The sequence below is a fragment of the Citrobacter sp. MGH103 genome (assembly GCF_001034475.2).
Classification (GTDB): Bacteria; Pseudomonadota; Gammaproteobacteria; order Enterobacterales; family Enterobacteriaceae; genus Citrobacter; species Citrobacter freundii.
Window position 1 is genome coordinate 2562215 of record NZ_CP073043.1, and the last position, 22658, is coordinate 2584872.

22 protein-coding genes and 1 pseudogene are annotated in these 22658 nt (G+C 46.4%); 15 read left to right on the forward strand and 8 right to left on the reverse strand.

Features of this window, described 5'->3' with window-relative positions; genetic code table 11:
• Nucleotides 1-18 precede the first annotated feature (18 nt).
• The 3 genes from SK33_RS12340 to SK33_RS12350 all read right to left on the reverse strand — a co-directional run bounded on the left by SK33_RS12340 (nucleotide 19) and on the right by SK33_RS12350 (nucleotide 2872).
• Nucleotides 19-1485 (reverse strand): amidohydrolase family protein, encoded by a 1467-nt coding sequence (locus tag SK33_RS12340; RefSeq protein WP_048217711.1) that lies wholly within the window; start codon nucleotides 1483-1485, stop codon nucleotides 19-21.
• A gap of 157 nt (nucleotides 1486-1642) precedes the next feature.
• Nucleotides 1643-2476, reverse strand: coding sequence for an AraC family transcriptional regulator (locus SK33_RS12345; RefSeq protein WP_003019952.1), 834 nt, complete (start codon nucleotides 2474-2476; stop codon nucleotides 1643-1645).
• A 9-nt stretch (nucleotides 2477-2485) separates the two neighbouring features.
• The gene (locus SK33_RS12350; RefSeq protein ID WP_053065178.1) at nucleotides 2486-2872 is read right to left on the reverse strand and encodes a hypothetical protein; all 387 of its coding nucleotides are present in this window, start codon (nucleotides 2870-2872) and stop codon (nucleotides 2486-2488) included.
• A 462-nt stretch (nucleotides 2873-3334) separates the two neighbouring features.
• Between SK33_RS12350 and SK33_RS12355 the strand changes: the two genes are divergently transcribed.
• The 12 genes from SK33_RS12355 (at nucleotide 3335) to SK33_RS12410 (ending at nucleotide 15681) form a co-directional block, all read left to right on the forward strand.
• Nucleotides 3335-3889 carry a fimbrial protein gene (locus tag SK33_RS12355; RefSeq protein ID WP_075262460.1) on the forward strand — a complete coding sequence of 185 codons (555 nt, stop codon included), beginning with the start codon at nucleotides 3335-3337 and terminating at the stop codon, nucleotides 3887-3889.
• 14 nt (nucleotides 3890-3903) lie between these two features.
• Complete coding sequence (locus SK33_RS12360) at nucleotides 3904-4617, forward strand: fimbrial biogenesis chaperone (RefSeq protein ID WP_247751727.1); 714 nt, start codon at nucleotides 3904-3906, stop codon at nucleotides 4615-4617.
• On the forward strand, nucleotides 4604-7081 hold the full coding sequence (locus SK33_RS12365; protein ID WP_048217708.1) for a fimbria/pilus outer membrane usher protein: 2478 nt from the start codon (nucleotides 4604-4606) through the stop codon (nucleotides 7079-7081). The genes SK33_RS12360 and SK33_RS12365 overlap by 14 nt, the downstream gene beginning before the upstream one ends.
• The gene (locus tag SK33_RS12370) at nucleotides 7078-8421 is read left to right on the forward strand and encodes a fimbrial protein (protein ID WP_048217706.1); all 1344 of its coding nucleotides are present in this window, start codon (nucleotides 7078-7080) and stop codon (nucleotides 8419-8421) included. The genes SK33_RS12365 and SK33_RS12370 overlap by 4 nt, the downstream gene beginning before the upstream one ends.
• A 7-nt stretch (nucleotides 8422-8428) precedes the next feature.
• On the forward strand, nucleotides 8429-9085 hold the full coding sequence (locus tag SK33_RS12375; protein WP_032949285.1) for a fimbrial biogenesis chaperone: 657 nt from the start codon (nucleotides 8429-8431) through the stop codon (nucleotides 9083-9085).
• A gap of 55 nt (nucleotides 9086-9140) precedes the next feature.
• Entirely contained in the window at nucleotides 9141-9905 is a 765-nt protein-coding gene (locus SK33_RS12380) for a winged helix-turn-helix domain-containing protein (RefSeq protein WP_048217705.1), read from the forward strand.
• Nucleotides 9892-10362 (forward strand): hypothetical protein, encoded by a 471-nt coding sequence (locus SK33_RS12385; RefSeq protein ID WP_016150237.1) that lies wholly within the window; start codon nucleotides 9892-9894, stop codon nucleotides 10360-10362. Before SK33_RS12380 ends, SK33_RS12385 begins: the two co-directional genes overlap by 14 nt.
• Before the next feature lie 318 nt (nucleotides 10363-10680).
• Nucleotides 10681-12027: an ISNCY-like element ISLad2 family transposase gene (locus SK33_RS12390; RefSeq protein WP_076611902.1), complete on the forward strand. Its 1347-nt coding sequence runs from the start codon at nucleotides 10681-10683 to the stop codon at nucleotides 12025-12027.
• A gap of 58 nt (nucleotides 12028-12085) precedes the next feature.
• Nucleotides 12086-12889 carry a hypothetical protein gene (locus SK33_RS12395; RefSeq protein WP_000589340.1) on the forward strand — a complete coding sequence of 268 codons (804 nt, stop codon included), beginning with the start codon at nucleotides 12086-12088 and terminating at the stop codon, nucleotides 12887-12889.
• Nucleotides 12890-12902: 13 nt separating this feature from the next.
• Nucleotides 12903-14264: an FRG domain-containing protein gene (locus SK33_RS12400; protein ID WP_000482601.1), complete on the forward strand. Its 1362-nt coding sequence runs from the start codon at nucleotides 12903-12905 to the stop codon at nucleotides 14262-14264.
• A 152-nt stretch (nucleotides 14265-14416) separates the two neighbouring features.
• On the forward strand, nucleotides 14417-14857 hold the full coding sequence (locus SK33_RS12405) for a hypothetical protein (RefSeq protein WP_016239970.1): 441 nt from the start codon (nucleotides 14417-14419) through the stop codon (nucleotides 14855-14857).
• Nucleotides 14858-14874: 17 nt separating this feature from the next.
• Nucleotides 14875-15681, forward strand: a complete 807-nt coding sequence (locus tag SK33_RS12410; protein WP_016239971.1) for a hypothetical protein — start codon at nucleotides 14875-14877, stop codon at nucleotides 15679-15681.
• Nucleotides 15682-15919: 238 nt separating this feature from the next.
• On the opposite strand, the pseudogene SK33_RS12415 reads toward SK33_RS12410, so the two are convergent.
• Nucleotides 15920-16915, reverse strand: a pseudogene (locus tag SK33_RS12415) (mechanosensitive ion channel protein MscS); the annotation flags it as partial.
• A gap of 280 nt (nucleotides 16916-17195) precedes the next feature.
• Here SK33_RS12415 and SK33_RS12420 point away from each other — a divergent pair.
• Entirely contained in the window at nucleotides 17196-17495 is a 300-nt protein-coding gene (locus tag SK33_RS12420; protein WP_003032444.1) for a hypothetical protein, read from the forward strand.
• Between the two features lie 35 nt (nucleotides 17496-17530).
• Here SK33_RS12420 and SK33_RS12425 read toward each other — a convergent pair whose 3' ends face one another.
• Nucleotides 17531-18052 (reverse strand): GNAT family N-acetyltransferase, encoded by a 522-nt coding sequence (locus SK33_RS12425; protein WP_048218938.1) that lies wholly within the window; start codon nucleotides 18050-18052, stop codon nucleotides 17531-17533.
• 110 nt (nucleotides 18053-18162) lie between these two features.
• Here SK33_RS12425 and tam point away from each other — a divergent pair, with 110 nt between their 5' ends.
• A complete protein-coding gene (gene tam, locus SK33_RS12430) occupies nucleotides 18163-18921 on the forward strand; it encodes a trans-aconitate 2-methyltransferase (protein ID WP_003843653.1) in 759 nt (252 codons plus the stop codon).
• A gap of 132 nt (nucleotides 18922-19053) precedes the next feature.
• Entirely contained in the window at nucleotides 19054-19431 is a 378-nt protein-coding gene (locus tag SK33_RS12435) for a GFA family protein (RefSeq protein ID WP_003032441.1), read from the forward strand.
• Here the strand turns inward: SK33_RS12435 and SK33_RS12440 are convergent.
• From SK33_RS12440 to SK33_RS12450, 3 genes are all read right to left on the reverse strand, one after another.
• Nucleotides 19428-20342, reverse strand: a complete 915-nt coding sequence (locus SK33_RS12440; RefSeq protein ID WP_048218940.1) for a bestrophin family protein — start codon at nucleotides 20340-20342, stop codon at nucleotides 19428-19430. The genes SK33_RS12435 and SK33_RS12440 overlap by 4 nt on opposite strands.
• A gap of 215 nt (nucleotides 20343-20557) precedes the next feature.
• Nucleotides 20558-22009: a tagaturonate reductase gene (locus SK33_RS12445; protein ID WP_048218941.1), complete on the reverse strand. Its 1452-nt coding sequence runs from the start codon at nucleotides 22007-22009 to the stop codon at nucleotides 20558-20560.
• A gap of 106 nt (nucleotides 22010-22115) precedes the next feature.
• The gene (locus tag SK33_RS12450) at nucleotides 22116-22643 is read right to left on the reverse strand and encodes a GNAT family N-acetyltransferase (RefSeq protein ID WP_048218942.1); all 528 of its coding nucleotides are present in this window, start codon (nucleotides 22641-22643) and stop codon (nucleotides 22116-22118) included.
• Nucleotides 22644-22658: the final 15 nt, after the last annotated feature.

Here is a 22658-nt window from a genome sequence, read left to right on the forward strand (position 1 = left end):
TGAAAGCAGGATGAATTATTAATTCAATGTACGATCAAAATACTCTTTACTGTAAGCCTGTGCGAAATGATACGATGCTTTACGCTCAGCCAGTCGGAAAAATTTCTCAATATCACTGGCCGCCAGCGTATTAAAAGATTTCGATTTTTTGGCAAGGCTATCAAATGCGCTTTGTGCAAGCGTTTCAACTTTTGCCAGGTCGTAACCACATAGTTTTCCGTGACGTTTACGAATAACGCCATCGGCAATGACAGTATCAACATCGTTGCTGTGGGTCATTTGTACGACACCGCCAGCATAATTCATCATCGGAACAAAACCTTCCCTATGGCGAATGATAATTAGATCTGCCTTCTTACCGACGCTCAGCGAGCCAATCTCATCAGCAAGCCCCATCACTTTTGCGCCCCCCATCGTTGCCCAGTAAAGCGCATCACGAACGGTCGGGGTGATCTCAAAAGGCATACTGTCACGCTGGTGAATTTGGTCATTCGCCAGAGCACGTTCAATTTGGAGTGCAATATTCATTTGTGTAAACAGATCATCAGTTGTAACGCCCGTGAGATCCGTGCCAAGACCGAAGGGGATATCATGTTCAACGCATGCCCGGTATGGTAAAAAACCCATGCCCATTTGCAGTTCGCTTGATGGCGTACTGACCACGTATCCGCCGGTTTGGGCAATCAGTTTCCAGTCCTCGCCTGTTAAACCATTACTGTGAGCGTGCAGATGGCCGGGGCGTAATAAACCATGATCATCCAACTCTCTCAAACCGCGTAACAGAATTGAGGTTTTGGCTGCGCCAGTATGAGAAACACATTTGATTCCCAACTCATCAGTGAGCCTGATTTGCTGGGCCGAATGAGCAAACGGGACTGTGCCGAGGTCGGAAATCAACATCCCCATGCCAAGACGATCCTGTCTGTTGAATTGCGTACAGGATAGGTGCCTGGCCATGTCGAGACGATCTTCCTGAGATTTAAAACCGGACGGTTCAAAGTTATAGACCTGCATACCATAGGCATAGATGCCACGAATTCCGCTGTCCTTCATCCCCTGAATAGCATTAAAAGCATGGTCAGGCGTATTCACACAATCGTTAATTTCATAGACTGTTGTGGTACCTGCGTTAATAGCATTGATATTTCCTGACAATACTGCCGCATACATATTTGAGGCAGTAAATACCCCTCCAAACGCGTAGAATGTATTGATTAAAAAGGCAGGTAATGACTCTTCTGTAGAAACACCACGGAAAAGCGACATCCAGTTATATCGATGTGCATCAACCATGCCCGGCATAACGATAGCGCCATGTGCGTCTATAAACTCAGCATCCTGATGATGATCAAAAGCATGTTCAGAGTGGCTAATTTCTTTGATGATATTCCCCTCAAGCAATACAGCTCCATTCTTAATATCACCAATATTCGCATCCATTGTAATATAAATACCACCACGAATAACTTTCTTGTGCAACTCCATTTTTCCTCCTGACTTATAAAAATAACCATAACAATAAAAACTCACATTACTTAAAACGAGGAGTTTTTATTGCAATAGATAATATGTGTGCTGGGTTTATATTCAGCAATGTAAAATGAAGGGGGTGGTTATCATGTATAAATACAGATAATCATCGTTAGTATTCGTAAAAACCACCTGCAGGAATATTTAAAGGTGAATGAATATCAGCCATCCTTTCAGCCATAAATCGACGAGGAGGTGTGCCGGTTGCTTTACGAAACATTGTGACAAAAGCTCCGGAGCTTTCATAACCCAGTTGATCCGCGATCACCTGTATCGATAGCCCTTGCGCCAGTAATGGCAATGCTTTCACAATGTGCATCTGACGGCGCCAGCGATTTATACTAAATCCCGTTTCTTTGGCAAAAAGCCGGGATAAGTTCCTTTCGCTCATATTCAACCGACAAGCCCATTGCGCAAGCGTTATCCGCTCAGAGGGTAATGACAGCATAGTATTTGCCAGCGCCAGCAAGCGTGTGTCAGTTGGCATAGGAAGATGAAGCCATTCCAACGGCGCTGCAATGATCTCATCTAACAGAACGGCTATCAGACGCGATGCCGCGCTCTCATGCGAATAATTTTGCGGCAGCGCGGCAGTTCGCTCAAGCAAGGCGCGCAGAAAGGGGGACACCGACATTGTGCAGCATGTTTCAGGTAAATTCTCCACCGTACCAGGCTCTATGAACACCACAAATCCACGAGGGTTTCCGCTACATTTTGCCCGATGCCTGAGTCCGCCAGGTATCCATACGGCCCCCTGAGGCGGGACGATCCACAAATCATGTTCAGTTTCTAAGGTGATAAGCCCGGTATCAGCAAATAAAAGTTCAGCTTTGTTATGACTGTGAAACGGCAATTCCCATTGTTCCGTCACCATACCGAGACCAATTACCACGACTGGCTGCACTAACTCTTCCACGTACGTTGGCTCAACCTTAAATATAAACATCAGTATTCCTTAGCAGAGAAGGGCGTTAGCTTTCTCTCTGGCCTCGTTTTCAGTGGCAACAATAAACATAGGATACCCCCAGAATCTTTCGAAGGTTACTGAAAAGCTTTCCAGTTCTGTGCGCTTAGTAGTCTCTGGAATGATATGAATATGGCCTTTAATCAGTTGGCCAATAGCAGATTTATTGTCCTTCATCCAGGTAGTAATCTTGCGGCGTTCATTAACATCATCATTTTCTTTATTGCTTTCAGTCGGTAATCCGCTACAGATAAAAACAAAAGGCTGTTTTTTTTGTAAAAGTTTTGAAATTGCAATCAGAATGTCATTTGAAGACGCATCTGACGCTATTGAATAATCCATTCTGACGCGCGGGAAATCATCGGTGTTAATTTTCATGTTAGGTCCTGAAATGTTTCGTTAGTGATGATGTAATCATAGATACCTGCCACGACAAAATCATTAGAGAGAAGGGACAAAAAATTCTTCAGTCAAGCCAGAAATGTTGCTTTAGGTACGTAGGGGAAGAGGAAAATCTGTGAATTCATCTGCTTTCACGCATTTAAGAAAAATTTTCTTAATCACACCATACTCACATTAACTCAATAAAAACAATAATATATAAAGATTTTATGGTTTATTTTTCTTACTTAAGATTGACTTGATATGATTTGAGAAAACAAAGGTTTTAATCTCTGGGATTATTCTTAAACTAGCAATCATCGTAGGGTTAATCCTACGGAGTCATAAGACATTACTGGCGTCGCTGTATCCCTCAATAAATACTCCGCTCTCAGCGGAGAGGGACTATTGAATTATTTATTACGATACCGATGTATTTATTAATTAAGGACAGACAATATGAAAATCAATAATCCTCATACCAGTTACATATTTGCAGCTGGTGGCCTTGCGTTATTGTTTGCGCAGATAGCGTATGCTGATTCAGCAAATACCATCACCTTTAAAGGCGAAGTGACCGAACAAACTTGCGAAGTCACAGTTAACGGTGTAAATGCACGACCGGTAGTATTACTGCCGTCTGTTGCGAAAAGCGATCTCGCGGCAGCAGCATCTTCAGCAGGCCTGACAACATTCACCCTCGGCGTTACTGGTTGTACTGTTGATTCTAATGCGTTGGATATTAAAACCGTCTTCGTTGCAAATAATATGACCGAGCGTGGAAACCTGGCTAATACGGGTACAGCGCAAAATGTTGAATTACAACTGCTGACCGATAGCGCGGGCACTACGCCGATTGATTTGCGTACTGGAACTCCAGTTACAGGAATCACCGTTGCGGCCGGAAATACGTCCGGTGAGCACGACTTTGCCGTGCAGTATTTTAGCCCGAACGGTGGGGCAACCGCCTGGACAGTTGTCGGCACTGTGCAATACGCCATTTCCTATTTGTAAGCGAGATCTGCGTGATGAAAGGATTGGCTATTGGTTTAGCTGGAATGATGATGTGCTTCTGCGTGCAGGCAAGCATAGTGATGACTGGCAACCGGATAATCTATCCGGTAGACAGCCGGGAAGTCAGTGTGCAATTAACTAATCGCGGCGACGTTCCTGGTGTCGTTCAGGTTTGGCTTGATGATGGCGATGCACAATCAGTACCACAAACTGCGGCCGCTCCTTTTGTCACCACGCCACCGGTCTTTCGGATGGCGGCCCACGCGGGGCAAACTGTGCGGCTGCGTTACATCGGCAAACCCGTTGCACAGGACAGGGAATCGCTATGGTGGTTTAACTTCATTCAGATCCCGCCCATAAATAAGGATGCGCAAAACGATAACCAGCTTCTGGTGCTGGTACGTAGTCGCGTAAAAGTATTGGTCAGACCCAAAGGGCTGGTGGGTTCGCCGCTGGAAATGGCGAACACCAGCCGGGTTTGGCTGCAGAATGGCAAGCTGCATTTACGCAATAACAGTGGTTTCTATCTTGCGCTCTCGTCACTTGACGTCAGCGGTGCGGGAAAAAAACAGCGCATTCAGAGCGAAACGATCGCACCGTGGGCGACAATGTCGTGGCCTGCAAAAATTCCGCAATTGAACGACGCGCAAATGCGCTGGATTAACGATCAGGGAGCCTCATTAAGCGGGCGCGTGGCATTGGAGAAACAGGACAATGTCCGAAACTAATCCACGCTGGTGGTGGCTTTTTTTGCCCGCTGCGATGCCTGTTTTTGCCAGCAATTACACCTTTGACGAAACATTGTTGCTTGGGAGTGGTTACGAAAAAAGCCTGGCAATGCTCAACGATCCGGATGCGGTGGTCGCGGGACGTTATAGCGTGGATATCTGGCTCAATGGACGGTATGTAGGGCGGGATGATGTGTTGTTTCGCCAGAATACAGCAGGGCGTACCGAACCCTGTCTTCCGGCGAAATTCTGGGATGAACAGGGCGTAACAGCAGCGTCGGAACAAGCGCAGGATTGCTTCGCCCCTGAAGCTCGGATCAGCGGTGGACGCTGGGATTTTGACCAGAGCTTATTGCGTCTGAATCTCAGCGTTCCTCAAGCGGCATTAAAACGTACCCCCATGGATTATGTACCGCCGTCGCAGTGGCAAAGCGGCGAGAGCGTGTTGTTCAGTAACTACAATCTGCACGCCTATCACAATAAAAATAACGGTCAGCAAAGTGATTACGGTTGGCTGGGACTGAGCAGCGGATTCAACATGGGGAGTTGGCAATTTCGCCAACAGTCGTCTGCCAACTGGCGGCGCGATGGCGATCGAGAAAGCCAACGCTGGGATGCGCTGCAAACCTGGCTTCAACACCCTGTCGCATCTCTGGAAAGTTTACTGACGGTAGGCGAAAGCTACACCTCGGGAAATCTGCTTGGCAGTATGGCGTTTACAGGTGTCAAACTGGAAACCGATCAACGAATGTGGCCACAGTCGCGACGCGGCTACGCCCCAGAAATTCGTGGTACGGCATCTACACCTTCACGCGTTGTGGTCAAGCAGAATGGTCGAACGCTTTACGAAACCAGCGTACCACAAGGCCCTTTTGTACTTGATGATTTGCCGAATACAGCCTGGGACGGTGATTTACAAGTTGAAATCACCGGCGCCGATAACAAAAAGAGTAGCTATACCGTGCCATATGCCAGCGTACCTTTATCACTGCGTCCCGGCGTCTGGCGCTACGGTCTGGTGGCAGGTAAGACCCGGGATTACAGCGCCGCCGATGGTCTGTTTACCGATTTCACACTGGAGCGCGGGATGACGAATCTCCTGACCGCTAATGGCGCTTTGCGGATCGGCGACGACTACCAGGCACTGCTGATGGGAGGCGTTCTGGCAACGTCGATGGGCGCTTTTGGTGTCGATGTTACCGGTTCGCGGGCCCGGATTGCTTCTCAAACCATGAGTGGCTGGCGGCTGCAAACCAACTGGAGCAAAACGTTCACTCCGACAGGAACTCACGTCGCGCTGGCGGGTTATCGCTATTCCACAGAAGGGTATCGTGACTACGGTGACGTTCTGGGTGAGCGAAGCGTCAGCGGAAGCAATGCGCAATGGCGCTCGGATACGCTGCGTCAAAAAAACCAGTTTACCGTTACTGTGAACCAAACATTGAGCAGCTACGGAAACCTATGGCTGTCGGGATCAATGATGGATTACTACAGTGACCGTGGCAGCAGCACTCAGTTGCAGGCTGGGTATAACACCACCTTTGGACGAATGACGTTAGGTATGTCATTCAGCCGACAGGACACCTGGTGGCGTAACGGCGACCGTTCACAAGTGCAAAAAGAAAACATGGCAACGCTTACCGTCTCAATGCCTTTGGGTATAGGTGAACGTGAGCATACGCTGGCGCTGTCGGCGAGTCAGGCTCAACAGGCTGGGCGCAATGCGCAGTTGGCATTGTCTGGTGCGCTTGATCAGGATGAAACCCTTAATTACGCGCTGTCCACTGGCTGGCAACAGGGGCAAGGTGAGTCAAACAGCGTGACCGACTGGGGTGGTTCACTGCAAAAAAATACGGCTTTCGGCACGCTAAACGGCAGCGTCTCACAGTCACAAAACTATCAGCAATGGTCTGCAGGGGTACGCGGGGCGCTCGTTGTACATCGCCATGGCATTGTTGCCGGCCCGTGGGTTGGCGACACATTTGCCCTAGTGGAAGCGCCAGGCGCTGCGGGAGCCAGAGTCGGGGGCGGACAGGGTGCAACCGTCAACAGCGGGGGTTATGCGCTGGTCCCCTCATTGACACCTTATCGCTTTAACAACGTGACTCTCGACGGTAGTGGAATGAACTCCAACGCAGAGCTTCAGGAGAGTCAACGGCGCATTGCGCCAATGGCGGGGGCCGCAGTAAAACTGCGTTTTGCAACGCTCTCTGGCTATCCGTTACTCATCACTGTGAAGAGTGACGTGACGTTACCGATGGGAGCGGCTGTGACCGACGGTCGAGGTCGTGTAGTCGGGATGGTTGCCCAGGCGAACCAGGTATATGCCCGCGTTGAAGAAGAAGAGGGACTATTGATGCTGGAAAGCAGTGATTGTTCGTTGCCGTGGAAACTTAACCAACAACAACGTACAGAACCGTTAATTGCATTAACGGTAGCTTGCGTAACAAAAGGGCGCTCATGAGACTATTTTTTCTGGTTCTGGCGCTGTTTTCTTGTCAGATACAGGCCGCCTGTGAATACATTATTTATCCATATAAATCAGGAAGTAGTGGCGCACAAGGTACGCACAGGCTTAGTGCAAGTACGGACGGCATTGCCAATGACTGGCGCTCCGGCGGCGGCAACGATGCCTGGAACGGGCTATTGCCGGGATTGAGTAAGTCTGTCGATATCACCAGTAATAGCAGTTTTCAGCCGGCAGGGACGATCCTGACCTCCAGCGGCGGGATCCCTTTTACCACTTATGCTCATAAAGGCGGCGGTTACGATCCTGAGCAGGTATTTTTCCGTTGTACACCGGACACCGCCGGGCAACTCTATGAAGCCTGGTCAACTAACGGCGATGACACCGTGGCTGGCTGGTATGAAGCAACGGATGTACCTGGCGCGTATCTGACCATCATGAAAAACGTCGTATTACGCTTGACGCACGATGCGACAGGCAGCGTCTTTACCGACAGCTGGCAGCAACGCCCACTGGAAAACCTGGATCTTGACACCAATGGCAACTTCCTGATTAAGGCCAAGAACTTCTCGACGATAAGTGCCGAGTTGATTAAAACGCTGGATACACGCTACTACGCCAACCAGGCGCAGTCTGCTACTTACAATAGTTATGTGAATCCCAATGCTTACGTGGTTTTTCGTGGGCCTGGTACAACTTCGTGGGGTATCAAGATAGGTCAGCCGCACCGTGGAGGAAACTGGGCTGGCTGGGCGAATGACTGGCCGTCAGTGATTAGCCTGTACAATAACGGGATCTTCGTCAAACGTGCAGCAATGTGTCAGGTTACCGATTTTACGCCCGTTGTGCATCTGCCGCCAATTTCCGTGGCCCAGCTCAAGCAGGGGGAGTATTCATCAGCGCCCTTCCAGATAGGATTTGCCTGCGAATCAACGGTGGTTTCCGGTGTGGCGACCGGGAAGAGCAATGTCGCAATGGGGCTGCTTGCACCGGAAAGCAGCGTCAACAGCGCCTGGGGTTTTAATTTGATTACTGGTAAAACCGTAACCTGGCTATTAGATACGCAATATGGCGCTCCCGGGCGGGCTCGCGGCGTTGGCGTGCGTGTTTACCGTGCGGGTAATCCGGTGAATTTTATGGCGGTATCAACTGTCGGCAGCGGTAGCGAAGGCGGCTGGATGCCAGTCATTGGCAGCAATACGCAGCAAAATGGCAGCCAGGATGGCATCAATTACTACAGCGAAAGCTTCGAAGCTCGTCTGGCAAGTTTTGGTGCAGATACGTTAACGGCGGGGTGCTACCAGTCACATGTACAAGTTTTATTGCGTATTCAGTAGCCTCTGGATGCTGGCATTTGGCCTACATGCGGCGGTTAACATCAGTACTACTCGGGTCATTTTCAACCACGGAGAGACTCAACGCTCGGTGATGTTAGTCAACGATGGTAATTATCCCGTGGTGGTTCAAAGTTGGGTAGATGACGGCACGCCAGAGAAAGGGCCATCACAGGCCAGTTCGCCTTTTATCGTGCTTCCCCCGGTGCTAAAAATTCTCCCCGGTGAACAACGCGAGATAAAGGTGATGACGACTGGGGCGGGGCTTGCCAACGATTATGAGTCGTTATTCTGGCTCAACGTGTACCAGGTTCCAGCGGAGTTGAAAAATAGCTCAACTGGTGAAAAAGTGCGCTTAACGTTAAGAAATCAGCTAAAAGTCCTATGGAGACCGAAAAACACAGGCGTGTTGACTGAAAAAAGCATCAATCTTCTGAGTTTTCACCATGAAAACGGGGGGATTTACGCTGTTAATCAGAGTTCCTGGAACATATCTCTGGCTAATGTAGCTTCAGGAGACTATTCCATAACTGGAATAGTGGTTTCACCGCGTTCCCGGCAGGTAATTTTTAAGTCAGCACCTCCTGAAATGCTGAATAATAAGATAAACTTTACTGTGATTAACGATGAAGGAAATCGTTGGGGATTTTCAACTGTCGTAAATTAACGCTGGCAGTGCTCGCTCTAGCTAAATTGACAAAAATCCATATTCAGGGAACATAATGGCACACGTGTTTTTGCTTAACAGTACCGTTGTATTCTGGCCAGAGCGGAACGTACTCTACGCGAAATCGGATGAGACCAAACGTATAACATTAAGCAATCCGGCAACCCGTTGTTTACTATTATTAATTCAACAACAGGGGCAGGTTATTGAACGTGATTATTTCTTTGAGCATGTCTGGTATATTAACGGTGCGCAGGTCACCAATAATACGTTCTATCAGAATATTTCCTTGCTTCGTCGCGCGTTTAAAGAACTTAGCCTGAATGAAGAACTTATCGTAACCGTACCGAAAGTCGGGATCCGCCTGGAGCCACAACTGGAAGTGCTGGAACAGAAGATTGAAGAACCGCTTAGCGAGCTCTCTGTCACGCCATCGGTAACGTCGATAAATACAGTGACAAAATCACTGCGTATGCGCTCACTGTGCTGGATTCTGGCGGGTGTTGTGTGCTGCGTTATAGCCGCAATAGTGACCTGGGAGACACAGTTTGATCCCAGACTCAGTCGTTATGTGTCTTTAGGCGTAGGGGAGGGATGCCACTGGTACGCCAATCAGGATGTGCTTAAATTTGATCAGCACCAGCAGTTTATCAAAACAAGTACGCTGGATTGTCAAAGCTATCCCTGGGTTTATCTCACGCTGTATCCTAATTTCCCGCGGATCTCCGCATTAACTTGTCGAAAGCAATTTAGCCGCTGGCAGGATAATGATTGTGTGACCCATTATTATTTCGCGGAGTCCAGACATGTGGGGACGTAATATAAAATGGTGTGTTGGCATCATCTTAGCAGTAGCGTTAACAATTGCTGTCACGATGACGTTACAAAACTGGCAGCGGTCACATTTTGATTGCTCCGGAGAATTAGTAATGGAGTATCCAGATATTCGTGGTGATATTTCAGTCAGATATGTTTTTAATGGCAGCAATGGGGTGGCGATTTTACGCGGAAAAATCACTGATAATAACGGTGAAAAGCTGGCGGTAAATCAAAATGTCTGGTTTACCTTTACCCGCAAGGATGATGATTACTTTATGGAGTCCGGAAATGTCGCTTCAAGTTCCGGTGGCACTAACATTCATCCATTGTTAGCGAGAACGTTGCCAGATTTTTTCCTTAAACCCAAAGAACCATTTTATTTCAGCATATTGCGACTCAACAGCAGTACATGGCAGTTCTATACCAGCCGTTCGCCGTCGGTGTTTTGTCAGCGTTAAACCGTTGAGATTGCACTCTGTATAGCATTTGCATACAGAGTGCTTGTGCTCAAAGCATTTCAACTGCAGGAGCGAACTTTGATGCTCAGACCTTCATGATTGGTTATTCGACAGAGAAAGCAGAAGGGGTGAAGACTGAACTGGTCCATGGGATTAGAAGCCTGGTACAGTTCAAATTCAATTTAACATAATATACATTATGCGCACTAACGTTGTTAGAACCATTTAGTAATGTCACTTTTTATCCAGATAGAAACGTCACCTTAGAGTAAGCTAAACTGAATGCAATTCTAAGGGACTCAACGCATGTTGGTGACCATGTCAGATAAAGAGATCCACCGCCTACCGGTGATACAGGCAGTTTGTGAAAAGCGTCTACGCCGTCGTGATGCAGCATCACAGCTTGGCATTTCAGAACGTCAGGCGCAACGACTTATCAATCGTTACCGAGTTTCTGGTGCTGAAGGACTTGTCAGCCGCAAACGCGGCCAGCCCAGCAACCGCCGGTTGACCGAATCTCTCAAACTACGAGTACTCACGCTGATACGTGAAAACTACAGTGACTTTGGGCCCACACTGGCCGCAGAAAAACTCAGAGAGCGCCATAATATCCGGCTTTCAATCGAGACCGTCCGCAACTGGATGACGTCTGACGGACTCTGGGTCCCGCATGCTCGCCGTAAGTCACGGGTTTATCAACCCCGACATCGGCGTGATTGTCTGGGTGAACTTATCCAGATCGACGGCTCCCACCATGACTGGTTTGAAGGCCGTGCGCCAAAATGCTGCCTGCTGGTCTTTATCGATGATGCCACCGGGCGTCTGATGCATTTGCGGTTCAGCGAGTCAGAAACAGCCTTTGACTACATGCTGGCAACCCGGGAATACATCGAGCAGCATGGGAAGCCGGTATCGCTGTACAGTGACAAACACGCAATATTTCGCGTCAGTGGTCCGGAGAAACGCAATACCACCGTTACCCAGTTCGGACGTGTGCTTTATGACCTGGCAATCGAGCTTATTTGTGCCAACAGCTCTGAAGCTAAAGGCCGCGTGGAACGTGCGAATCAGACACTTCAGGATCGGCTGATCAAAGAAATGCGTCTGGAAGGTATAACCGGCATTGAGGCCGCAAATGCCTGGCTTGCCACTTTCATCGCTGACTTTAACAGCCGGTTTTCACGACCGGCTAAGTTCCCCAAAGATTTGCATCGTCCGGTGCAGGAAAGCCCCGATGAATTAAGAGACATCTTTGCCTGGCATGATGTTCGTACCGTGTCGAAATCACTGACCTTCCAGTACGATAAGATCCTTTATCTCATGGACACCACAGAAGAAAATAGCCGTCTTGCCGGTGAAAAAATTAAAGTACTGGATTATCCCGATGGCACCCTCGCCTTCCTCTATGGGCACCGGAGCCTTAAGTGCCAGGCATTTGATAAGCTGGCCTGTGTCGACCAGGGGCAGATTGTTGATAACAAACGTCTCGGGACTGTACTCCGACTGGCTCAGGTAAAACAGGATGAGCGGGAAAGCGAAGGCAAACGGGAACGAAGCAAAAAATCGCCCAGCCGTAAGGCTCAGGTGCGCATCCAGGAACAGCTCCGGGCTATCAATCCCGTTCTGGCAGACCCGAGCTTGTTTGTGGCAAGTTCAAAGCGATAGAATCGACCATCAGTGCTGCAAAGTACCGGAACAGTGAGTCCCCAAAAGGATACTTGAGATGATTAAATTCCCGACTACAAAGCGCGTTGATTTGTATAAAACTGCTGTCAGCTCTGAGCAATTACATCTAGATCTGGTTGCGGCTCAGGAGTTCATGTTCGATGCCTGGGAAAATGATGACCTGGAAGTTGTGCTGAAACTCATCAGAAAAGCTATCAAGAAATCCCCGCTCTGTGCTGACGCATACTCATTCTACTGCGAGATATCTCAAGAACCTCCTGAGTCAAAAATCGGGAAGCTGGAGACTGCTTTGTACGCAGCCAGCATTGCACTTGGCGAGGATTTTCAGGAGTTCGCAGGACGTTTCTGGGGATTTGTCGAAACACGTCCATATATGAGAGCAAAAGCAGCTTTGGCTGAGGCCTTATGGGAGTCTGGTAATTTTTATCCGGCTATGGCTCATAGCCGCGAAATGCTGAAGCTCAACCCGAACGATAACCAGGGGATTCGTCATTTATTAGCGAACTATTACCTTGAGCTTGAAATGGTGGATGATCTGGCCTTGCTACTGGACGATTATCCTGGGGATATGCGTTCGTTTTTTCAGTATACACGCGCCCTACTCGCCTACCGACAGTCATCCCCGGATGCCGATGATATCGCTAAAGCTGCGATTGATTCTAATAGACACATCCCCGGCTTGTTATCGAAGTGCAGATTACAGATCAAGTCTAACAGTGGATATATCACGTTAGGTGGAATGGATGAAGCCATTTATTATGTGAATCATAATATAAAGCCTTGGATTCGCACCTCTGGCGCAATTGATTGGATTGTAAATAATTCATTAAGTAAAATATAAGGATTTAGTTTTAATGTTTAATCTAATTATGGGCGGAGAACCTGACTATTTTGAACATTGGCCCATGTATGAACGGGTTAGTGGGAGTTGTGATTTTCCTATATCACGTATGTTAGAAGGCACCTCTGATGACATCCGGTTGAAGTTAACGCCTTTGAATGATAAAGCATTATCTTATATTGAGAAATTACCTACGCTTTTTATGTCAGAACTTTATTCCCGAGACAATGTTGAATACATTACTTTGCGACTTGGTGTAATTTCAAATCTACGAACAGTTAACAAAAATGTTGAGTTTGATTTCAGAATCACTCACTCACAAGATGATGTCGTAGTGATAAACAAAGAGTTATATCAAACAGCTTTAGAATTAGGTGCATATGGGCTGAAACGGACTCACTGGGGAATAAAAGCACGTGATTTAAATCAAACATTAGCACTTCTAAATATAACGACAAGAAGTACACCACTTCCTCCTACTGAAGCACTTCCTGATGAAGTTGATAACTACCCAATAATAGATAATGTTCAAAGTTTCATGGCGCGTGTTTTAGAACAAGATCATGAAGAAGATGCAGAAATATTTTATCGTGGACATTCTGATGTATCTTACGAGTTGGCTCCATCAGTTTTCAGGAAAAACAAAAAAGGTAACTTCAAGCATTTGCACAGTGAATCAAATTTAGTCCGTGAAGCCCTAACAGCAAGGCCAACTGAGTTTGTTGATGATAAAACAATGCTAGACAAGTTAGTAAGGATGCAACACTACGGACTACCAACTCGTTTGTTGGATATAACATCAAATCCACTAATCGCTCTGTATTTCGCTTGTTGCGACATTAGTAATAATGAAAATACAAATGAGGTTGATGGACATGTTATTATTTTCAAAACAAAAAGGGATCGTATAAAATTCTTTGACTCTGATACAGTAAGTTGCATATCAAATATATCAATGCTAAGTCAAACACTGAAAGATCAGCTGGATTGTAAAATGGACAAGGAGGCTTTCAATAAAACTGAAGCTTGTCAAAAACTCATACATTACATTAAAGATGAAAAACCTTATTTTAAAGATGTAATTATACCATCAGATTTGGAAAGGTTAATTTTCGTTAAAGGAAGAAATAATAATGAAAGGATGTCATCACAGTCAGGTGCATTCTTATTATTTGGGAATAATGCTGTTTATCCCGATTTAGTTTCAAACCCTGATGATGCTATGCAAGAGTTTAAAGTAGAAAAAATAGTGATCAGAAACAAAGCTAGAATACTTAAGGAACTCGCAAGGTTAAACATTACAGATGCGACAGTTTATCAAGGCATGGAAAGGACAATGAAACTAATTGCGGCCAAATTTTCCGCAGGAGATTGATCTTCATGTGGTTTTTTGACACACTAGCCTGTCGCTACTGGCATTGGTCCCTTGTATGCTAAGCATATGAACTCTGGTGTGTGTTGGACAGGAGCAATTAACCAGTCGTATAGTAAAATTTGAATGTAAAAATATAAAACAAGGAGTTGAGAATGAACCCCATTACTTTGAGTGAAATGAGTGATGAAGATGAAGAGGTAAAAATCATTTCTTCATATGAACCTCAAGATGATGAGATTGCGATCGTTTTTGATAGTTCAAAAATTACTGGAGGTAATGCACTGGATTTTTTCCAGTTCACCAAGCAATCACATTCTAATGTTAAAGTGTACGGAGATTCTAATGGTGTTTCGTACCTGCAATTAAACAGTATAACGTTAGCGTTAGGCACTTTCTTTGCCACATCAGTAATGATACCTTTTTTAGTAAATCTTGTTTCAAATTATATTCAGAAAAAAATTGATAACTTTGGAACTAGAGATATAGACGTTAAAGTCTCTATAATTAAAAAAAATAAATCAGGAAAACATGTGAAATACACTGTTTCTGGAAAAGTAGACGATGTTTTAAAAGTAATTAACAAAATCAAATAAAAATCTATATAGATATTATGAATATTCACGAAAAGTTAAAGCGTTGGATGTGTATTACTCAAGAAGATAGTGCTATTCTTGATTATCTTAATGCTGAGTTAAAAAAAGCTCAATCCTTGAGCTTGAATAATGAATCAAACAGATTGTTTTTATACAAAACAATTTTACTAGCCCATTTAAAATATATTCAAGTCATTAATTTACTTACAAGAGGTGATTTTTATGAAGCATGGGTAGAACTTGAAAGGATAGAAATAGATTTAATACATATTAAAGAAAATAATGAGTTTCTGCCTGAGGTTAATTTCTATGGTGTTAACTTCTTAGCGAGAATGGTATGTAATTGGCAGGCGTTATTCCCATATAAAATCTTCGGTAGTTCTCGTGAAATAATAAAAGAAGTGAAATGTTCAGTATGTAATACAACCCGTAGTTTTATTAATGATTGTGGTCATGTTAAAAATAAACTTTATAATGGAGTTCTTTGCTTTGATGAAGTGATCGATTTTGAATTAATTACTTATGACATAGTTAGTAATCCCGTTAACAAATGTAGTGTTTTTTTCTCCAATGATGGTGATCATTATAACTATTCAACTTTAATTAGTGTTGTCAAATACATACAATCCCCACATCAAATTTTCAATATTACGACCTGGAGATTTAAGGCGAAAGAACATGATGGAGTATTATCGCCAGAAAATATTTGTCCATGTGGAGATTCTTTAAAAAAATATGCAGATTGTTGTTTGCCACGTAATGGTATTTATAAAAAACATATAGATATTTGGTTTCCCTTCCCGTTGAATGTAGAACCTATTTAGAACCAGATATTCAATAACTAAAGATCCCGTTGACACAGATATTTCCATATTAAGATGTTTTCGTTATATTTTTATTCCAGTCTTTCATATTTAACTTTTGCTTTATTAATTGGTTGAGTGGGATAACGCAGCAGTCACATTAATATGATTACATAGGCTGAAAGTGCCCTTTCTATCTTGCACAAAGAGGTGACATTTTAAACTTGCTTTGACAAACGTGGAATGAGGCAGAATCTAAAATGCCTTTAAACGCAAGTGAATTGGCCCCAGGTAAAAACGGATAGGCAGCTGATAACGCAAAGAGCCAAACTACCACCGAAATCAGCTTACGGGTCGCGCCGACTGTATCTGGATGGATCCCCGGCAATTGTAAACGCCCCGCTTCTACTTGGTTGAGCACAGCTTTAAGTAGTTTCAATATTACTACGGTGATAACGAAAATGATTAGCACGATCATTAACCCAGGAAGAGCCGAGACAATCGACAATGCTATATCGCGCACCACTCGAACAAACCAATCACCCAATGACTCTCCCCAAACGCGCATCCAGGGAAACAGACTAAAGGTCCAGCTGAGCCAGACATACAGTGAGACGATACCCAAGAGGATCATCAATGCTGCAAACAGGCGTGTTTCGATAGCACCGACAAGCCTACGCCACCGCGGAGGGATCCAGCTTCGATTCTCAAAAATACGCCGGCGATAAACACGTTTTACCCAGCGCCAGGAACGGTATGAACCGTACCAAAACAGTATCAGTCCCGTCAGTCCTGCTACTGTTTTCACCACCGAAAGCGCCAGCCAGGCACTATTATACTGCTCATTCAATGCCGAACGCTGCTGTTCCATGCGTGCCAACACGCGCTGCGCTGCCTGATCGAGTGTCAGATCATCACCCTCATCAAGATCGCCTGCAGTCAGCAACAGCACCGGCTTGTGATTCATTACGATAAGCCTTCCCGACTGGTTATAGCGGGTGACTGACTCGATTTGTAGAGGCTCACGCACATCGGCTTCGGTGAAATTGCGTAATGTATTGCGGATGCGTAGCACCCGCTCTTCCGGTGTAGTAAGGCCAAATTTTGCCTGTAACATGACAATCGGTTGGTGGAATATATAGACCGTGCGGGCACGTTCTTTCTCGTTCGGCTCCTGACGAGGTTCCGCTGCATTTGCGTTAAAAACCAAAGATGAGAGAAAATACGTTAAAAAAGCGAGCGTAATCCTGTTCATATTCACCACCGGAAATATGAGAATTCTCGTTATTATTCAAAAAGCCAAAGCAAGACGGAGCATCGTTTTAGCATAGACCAGCCTTTCACTTACGCAATAAAGGCACGAATATCGATGACATAGTGGCCGCAGTGGCCTGATTAACACTATCTTGTGCTGAATGATGCTATGCTTCAGAACGCACAATTTAAATCATCAGACAATGCCTAACAAAAACGACAAGATCATCCTGCGCTTTGTGTGCTTACTACTCTTTACCTGTACGCTAACGGGTTGCATATTGACACGCGTTTCCGACAGCGCACATGCCAAAGAGGTCGACAGTTTGAATGTTGTTGGTCTGAGTCTGGATGCCGCAAGAAAAAGAGCAACCGAAAAAGGTTTTGAATGCAGCGAATATAGCAACCTGAATACGGTTGTAACTGACGATGGTGAACATCGATGGCTGCAAACTGAGTGCAGCAAGAAGAGCGCAGAGATGTTTTGCCCGCAAATGCGTTTTGTGGTGCTTAATATCGATCCTAAAACGAATACCGTCATTGAGGTGGGTAAATACATCGATCAACACACATGCTTTTAAAGACTAACAGGTATCTGCACTAATAAACTGGTTAATTATCGACAAAGACGATACAGGACATGTTGTGCTAACCGATGAGCTGACGGCAACGCGGGATGAACAAACTCTTCTGCTTTATTCATACCAAGTCGTATCATCAGTTTCTCTGACGGTGTGTTCAGCACTGAAGTGAATGAAACCACCTCACTTAACGCCAGCTCTTCGAAAGCAAACGTCAGGCATGCTTCGGCGGCTTCCAATGCCACTCCCTGGTGCCAGTATGCTTTAGCAAGACGCCAGCCTATTTCAGTACAGGGTGAAAAATGAAATTTATCAGGTTGTGGATGCAACCCCACACAGCCCACAAACTGGTGTGTTTCTTTTAACTCTACGGCCCAAAATCCCCAGCCGCGCGCTGCAATACCTTCACTAAACCTATCGACCAGGTTATCGCTTTCAGCCTTCTGTAGCGGTGTCGGGAAAAAGCGCATCACGTCAGAATCGGCATTGAGTGCAGCAAAAGGGGCTCGGTCTTTAGCTTCCCACTGTCGTAATATCAACCTTGGTGTTTCCAGCATATTCCTGCCCTTATCATTCATTTTCGTATAATCTTCTAAAATAAGTGGATCATCGGCAAGGGTTTATATCGTCCTTTTCCGACTTTTCCTCTCATACTGGAGATTTATACATGGCCGACTGGAACCCTTCGCTTTATCTGCAATATGAAACTGAACGTTCAAGACCCGCAGCGGAATTACTCAGCCGTGTGGCGTTAGAAAATGTCCGCTCGGTTGTTGATCTTGGTTGTGGCCCTGGAAACAGTACGGCATTGCTGCATCAGCGCTGGCCCACGGCAAAGACAACAGGAGTCGATTCCTCTCCTGCTATGCTGAATGAAGCGCGCAACACGTTACCTGACTGTCATTTTATCGAAGCGGATATTAGCCTGTTTCACCCCGAGCATCCCGTGGATCTGCTTTATGCAAATGCGTCGTTACAGTGGGTACCCGATCACTATGAATTATTCCCGCACCTGGTCTCACAACTGAGTCACAATGGCGTTCTGGCCGTGCAAATGCCAGATAACTGGCTGGAGCCAACGCATGTATTGATGCGCGAAGTGGCTTATGAACAAGATTACCCAGACCGTGGCCGTGCTCCGCTTCCTGGCGTTCACGCCTACTATGATATTTTGACCGAAGCAGGTTGTGATGTAGATATCTGGCGTACAACGTATTATCACATTATGGATTCGCATCAGGCAATTATCGACTGGGTAAGCTCAACGGGCTTGCGCCCCTGGTTGCAGGATTTGAGCGAAAGCGAGCAACGTCATTACCTGGCGCGCTACCATGAACTGCTCCAGGAACAATATCCGTTGCAGGAGAACGGCAAAATTTTACTGGCATTTCCACGATTATTTATTGTTGCCAGACGCAATAGTTAAGCGTTTATCATCTGGCAGATCACAGGAATAAACTATCAGCCATGCGTACCCTCGCCTTTTTATCATTAGGATCTAGTGGCTATGTCTGGCTTCTGCTAGTGTCTTGCAACATGTTTCTGACGGGGGGTTGTTATGTCTAAAGTCTACATTGGTGGGTGTCTGTGTGGCTCGATCCGTTTCACAGCCAGCAGTCCTAATAATTCCCATACCTGCTCCTGCGATATATGCCGGAAACATACGGGCGCCCCTACCGTCGTCTGGATTGAGTTTGATGCAGAAAATGTAGAATGGACGGGAAAAGCCGGAAAACCGACAACCTGGCGCTCATCAGAAACGACCAGTCGGGCCTTTTGTCCTCAGTGCGGCAGCTCCGTGGGCGCTATCGATGACGCCCCGGTCATTGCGCTTTTAGCCGGTGCTTTTGACGATCCTAACGATGAAGACCTTGCACCGGAGTTTCATTCGTTTTCCGATATGCAGCCCGCGTGGTGGCAAAACGAACGTCGCTAAGTGAGTTGATAATGCTTATCCGGCATATGTTTTGCTGGCACATTTGTTTCATCATTCATTTGCAGTAAATCGATTTCGATTGCATTGCAAATCGCATCCAGCGGCAGGTCATTGTTCTCAGTACCAAACGGATCTTCAAGTTCTTCCGCAAGCGTATCGAGCGAGATAAAAGTATAGGAAATAAGCACTGAAATAAACGGTGTCATGTAGTGCAGATCCACCACCAGGGCGAATGGCAGCATGATACAGAACAGGTACACCGTGCGATGAAGGATCAAAGTATAAGCAAACGGGACCGGAGTATTCGCAATCCGCTCGCAACCTGCCAATACTGCCGACATATCATTTAATCTGTTGTTTAAACTATGAAATAATATATCGGACAGCTGCCCATCACGTCTACGCACCGCCAACCACTCCCCCATCAACAACAAAATACGGTTTGCCGGGGATTGTGCGGCAAATACCGTTTGCAAATCTTTCTCGCTAAGATATTTCGCTAACGGCTTCGCCTGTGGGTTTCGACGTAACGTCATGCGTAAACAGTGAGCAAATGCAATTTGCAGACGCACAAACTGTCCCAGTTCTGCATCGTCAGGTAACGTGGTTTTTACCTCACGCAGAAGCGATCGGGAAGAAATCATCAACTGCCCCCACAGGTGTCGGGCTTCAACGTAACGTGAGTAGCAGGCGTTATTGCGAAAACCTAAAAAGATCGCTATCGCCACGCCGAGAATGCTGAACGGCGCAAGGGTAAACTTAATGCCCAGCATCGTATACCAGGGCAACATGATAATAACGGCGATGGAAAGCAGGAAGTTCAGCAGCAGACGTGAAAAAATCTTGGATAATACGGAACCGTGCCAGACGAATATCAGGCGCATCCAGTGTTGTTGGGGACGAACGATCATGGTTATCTTCGGGAAAATGTGAAATCCGTCACATTAGACGCGATAGCGATCAATGTTGCAAGTTAATCGCAACATTATCCAAACAACTTTTGCACTGCTTAAAACGAAGCCGCACGGAAGTCACAGACTGGGTTTATGACATAAATAACACAGTATGTTGTAACTAACTTATATCCAGAAAAAACCCGGCCTGAGCCGGGTTGTCGATAGTCGTCTTAGCACAGTGGCTTAACGGCTTCCCGCATACCTTTTGCCAGAATGGTATCCAGATCGGTAGAAACCTGTTCCACCAGTCCAGAAACTTGTGTCAGGTCTTGCTCCCAGTGTTCTTTAACACCCAGTACAGATTTGACCAACGCTTCGGTGCTTATCTGGCGATCGCGATGCTGGGACCACAGCTGTTGAAAACGTTCTATCCAGTGCGCATCATCCTGAACCGGATAAGACTCACCGTGACGCTCTCCACGATAGAAAGCAATCAATGCGGCAAGCGCAAACGTCAAACGCGCTGGCAGTTTACCGCTGGCCTGTTGCCCTGCCAGCAGTTGCGGCAATATACGGGTGCGGAATTTGGTCATGCCATTCAGGGCAATAGACAACAGCTGATGTTTTATATAGGGGTTGCAGAATCGACCGGTTACCGCGCTGGCAAAAGACGCCAGCTCATCACGAGGTAAATCCAGTACCGGAATGATCTCTTCATAAATAGCTTTTTCAACGAAGGCGCAAATTTCTGCGTCATTCATCGCCTCGCCCACGGTGTCCAATCCTGCCTGCCAGGCAACAGGAACCAGCGCAGTGTGAGCACCGTTGAGAATCGCCACTTTGCGCTCTTTGTACGGTTTGATGTCATCCACAATCAGGACATTCAGCGGATACTTATCCAGACGTAGTTCTGCGGCTAATGACTTCGGCCCCTGAATGACAAACAGATAGAAATGTTCTGCCGTGTCGAGGAAAGCATCATGATAGCCCAGTTCAGCTTCGAGCTTAGCTACCTCATCACGCGGATAGCCGGTAACAATACGGTCCACCAGCGTAGAGCAAAATGCATTGGCCTGATCCAGCCACTGAATAAACGCTTCCGGTAGCGTCCATTCCTGAGCGTAGCGCAGAACCAGTTCACGCAGCGCATCACCGTTATAATCAATCAGTTCGCAAGGGATGATAATCCAGCCTTTATCCAATGCGCCGTTAAAATAGCTGAAGCGTTCGAACAGCAGACGCGTCAGTTTAGCCGGATAACTTACCGCTGGCGCGTCGTCAAACTTATCGCCCGCGTGGTAACTGATACCTGCTTCCGTGGTGTTAGAGAACACAAAACGCATATCAGGATTATGTGCCAGCTTCAGGAACTCATCGTATTCGCTATAGACGCTGATTTCACGGTTAACTGAACGAATTAGACGAGCATCGCTGACAGCCTCGCCCTTCTCATTCAAACCACGAATGATAGTAGTATAGAGGCCATCCTGCGTACTCAGCGATGGCGGGAAGGTACTTTCGATAGGACGAACAATGACCACACCAGCGTTCAGATCGGTATGTTCGTTCAGCAGATCAACCTGCCAGTCTACAAAGGCGCGCAGGAAGTTTCCTTCACCAAACTGAATAATGCGTTCAGGATACTGAGCACCGGGGAAATCGCGACGATTTAGTGTTTGCACAATGGGTTCCCTTTATGATTAGTCATACAACCTGATTGAATTGGTCCAATAGGTTAGCAAACTTTAATACATTGAAACCCTGTTTTGATCAATCCCCGGCGACAAATTAGAGCGTTTTATAGAAAAGTGTGGTCCCGGTCAGCGTCCCATCGGGCATTTGGGCATAGTCAGGTATCACCCCTACCTTTTTCCACCCGCAATTGTGGTAGAACAACTCCGCGCCACTGCCCGTCGCCGTATCAAGCACCAGCAGCGTTTTACCTTGTTGACGCGCGCAACTTTCCAGTTCGTTCATCAATTCACGAGCCAGGCCACCGCGTCGCGCTGAGGGGTGAACCAGCAGTTTGGCAACATCAGCACGATGAGGTTGATTTTCAGGTTGATCGATAATGAGTTGGACGGTACCGACAAGCGTCCCCTGCGCGTTCTGCGTACCAAGAACGATCCGTTCTCCGCGAGAAACACTTTGCGCGACGTTCATCCAGAAAGGCTCTGATTTTTCGCGATTAAAGGGCAGCATAAAACTGATGGAGGCGCCGTCATTGACGCACCGTTCAAGAACATCGCTGAGCTCGTCGATTCGCGACAGAATCTGTGCAGCGCTCAGCACAAAGCAGTGTTTGCCGGAAGCCATGGTTTCTCCTTAGAT